Here is a 2,179-nt window from a genome sequence, read left to right on the forward strand (position 1 = left end):
CCGGCGGCCGTTCCAAGGCCGTCAGCCGTATCGACGAGCACTACACCTGCAACATCCACCCGCGCAGCGCCTACTTCAAGGCCATGGCGGCCAACGGCCTCGTCCCCATGCACGTCGTCGACCTCACCCCCACCGCGATCCCCTACTGGGAACTGCGCGCCAAGTCGTCACTGGCCACGGGGGTCGAGGACCCGTTCCTGACGGCGTACAAGGAAGGCAGCTTCCACTACCTCCTCATCGCCGCCGACCGCGTCTGACGCGACGAGGCCCGGTGTCGGGGCGTTGAGGGCGAGGGCCCGGCCGATCGGTTCGGCCGGGCCCTCCGCTCGCCGACGGGTGCTCGGCTCAGCGGGTCCGGCGGGCCCGGGCCCACGTCACCGCGGTCATGACCGCGGTGAAGTAGATCATGATGGATATGAAGGCCACATCCTCGACGTACTGCTCATAGCCGACTGTGCGCAGCTGGATCGCGAGGAATCCAAACGCGGTCCCGAGTGCCACGAGCGCCGCGCACAGAGCTCCGAAGGGGACCTGCTTCATCCCGTTTCCTCCCATCGGTGAAACTACTTGATCACCGTCGACTGTACGGGTGTGCCGTCAGCCACCCGCGGCAGAGGCCTCCCGGGCGGCACGGACGAACTCTCCGATCAGCGCGGGGTCCTTCACACCTCGCCGTACCTCGACACCGCTGGAGACGTCCACGCCCCAGGGTGACAGCGTCCGTACGGCCCGGCCGACGTTGCCCGTGTCCAGTCCTCCGGCGAGCAGCCAGCGCCCGGCGGGCGGGACGAACCGTGGGTCGCTCCAGTCCCAGGGGCGTCCCGCGCCCGGTGCCGGGGCGTCCAGCAACAGCAGGTCCTCCCCCAGCGCACCGCATGTCTCCGGGCGCTCGGGGGTGGGTGCCGTGGCCCGTACCAGCGTGTAGCCCTCCGGGCGCAGGGCCCGGTAGTACTCGGGGCCCTCGTCGCCGTGCAGCTGCACGGCGCGCAGGCCGGAGGCGGCGGACAGCTCCCGTACCTCTTCCAGCGGCTGGCCGCGGAAGACCCCGACGGTCAGCACTCCCTCGCCCGCCCGCGCGGCCAGCTCCCTCGCCGTCCCGGCGTCGACGCGGCGCGGGCTCTCGGCGAAGACGAACCCCACCGCGTCGGCCCCGGCGGCCACGGCCGCGTCCACGTCCTCGGCCGTCCGCAGCCCGCAGATCTTGATGAACAGCTCACTCACTCCCCGGCACGTTGCGGCACCGCCCGCGGCAGGCCGTTCCGTGCAGCGTATGGGAAAGCGGAGCAATGTCCGAATGGCCGGAACAGGGGGTGTTCCCGGCCGTGCCGTGGTGATCGACTGGCAGAACGCCGGACGGATTCCGGAAACCCGGAACCCCGCGTCACACGGAACGTCACACGGAGACGGAAAGGAAGCACGTCATCATGCGCGACACCCTACGGAAGGCAGCCGCGGTGGCCTTCGCGGCCACCGCACTCGCGGCGAGCACCGTACTCACCGGTACCAGTGCCCAGGCGGCGTCGGCCGCGTCCACCGACGCGACACCCACCTGTCGGACGACCGGCCTGCGGGCCTCGCTCGCCGACACCGACCCCGCACAGGTCGGCATGTCCCACCGGGGGAAGCTGCTCCGGCTGACGAACACCTCCGGCCGCACCTGCGCGCTGCGCGGCTACCCGGGACTCGGGCTGGAGGACGCGGAACACCATCCGCTCGTGACGGAAACCCACTGGGGCAGCACCTACTTCGCCCAGGACCCGGGCAAGCGGACCCTCTTCCTCGAGCCCGGTCAGTCGGCCGAGGCCGACCTGGCGTGGGCCGTCGCCGACGCCCCGCGCGTGGTGCACGCCTCCTACCTGGAGATAACGCCGCCGGCCTCGACCACCCACCTCACCCTCCCGTTCCCGGAGCGGGTGACCAACGGCGACCTGAACGTGACGGCCTTCGCCTACCGGATCAGCCTGCCGTAGGGGGAACCCTGCCGCAGGGGGGAACGCGGCACGCCGTCACCGGCCAGGTGGCCGGGAGCGCGCCCCGGCGCACAGCCACCCGCGCGCAGCCTCCCCATTCGGGTGAGACGGGCAGCCGAAGCCCGTGCGCACCGGGAAGCCGTGGCTACGGTTGCCCGGTCGGGCGGGGCTGTGACGCCGGGGGGCGGGCATGGAGCTGACGCGGTGGC

At 71.9% G+C, this 2,179-nt stretch carries 3 protein-coding genes and 1 pseudogene; 2 read left to right on the forward strand and 2 right to left on the reverse strand.

The features are described from left to right. Positions 1–257 (forward strand): annotated as a pseudogene (locus K6I34_RS36075) (SAM-dependent methyltransferase); the annotation flags it as partial. Between the two features lie 88 nt (positions 258–345). Here K6I34_RS36075 and K6I34_RS36080 read toward each other — a convergent pair. Together K6I34_RS36080 and K6I34_RS36085 are read right to left on the reverse strand one after the other, a co-directional pair. Then, positions 346–540, reverse strand: a complete 195-nt coding sequence (locus K6I34_RS36080; protein ID WP_229332248.1) for an SCO3870 family protein — start codon at positions 538–540, stop codon at positions 346–348. Between the two features lie 57 nt (positions 541–597). Beyond that, complete coding sequence (locus tag K6I34_RS36085) at positions 598–1,212, reverse strand: phosphoribosylanthranilate isomerase (protein WP_229332250.1); 615 nt, start codon at positions 1,210–1,212, stop codon at positions 598–600. Between the two features lie 212 nt (positions 1,213–1,424). Here K6I34_RS36085 and K6I34_RS36090 point away from each other — a divergent pair, with 212 nt between their 5' ends. Beyond that, the gene (locus tag K6I34_RS36090; RefSeq protein WP_229332249.1) at positions 1,425–1,970 is read left to right on the forward strand and encodes a DUF4232 domain-containing protein; all 546 of its coding nucleotides are present in this window, start codon (positions 1,425–1,427) and stop codon (positions 1,968–1,970) included. Positions 1,971–2,179 lie beyond the last annotated feature (209 nt).

The organism is Streptomyces sp. UNOC14_S4 (assembly GCF_020740835.1).
GTDB lineage: Bacteria > Actinomycetota > Actinomycetes > Streptomycetales > Streptomycetaceae > Streptomyces.

Coding starts and splice junctions, on each gene's coding strand:
- K6I34_RS36080 (WP_229332248.1), bottom strand. CDS start 540: ATGAAGCAGGTCCCCTTCGGAGCTCTGTGCGCGGCGCTCGTGGCACTC.
- K6I34_RS36090 (WP_229332249.1), top strand. CDS start 1,425: ATGCGCGACACCCTACGGAAGGCAGCCGCGGTGGCCTTCGCGGCCACC.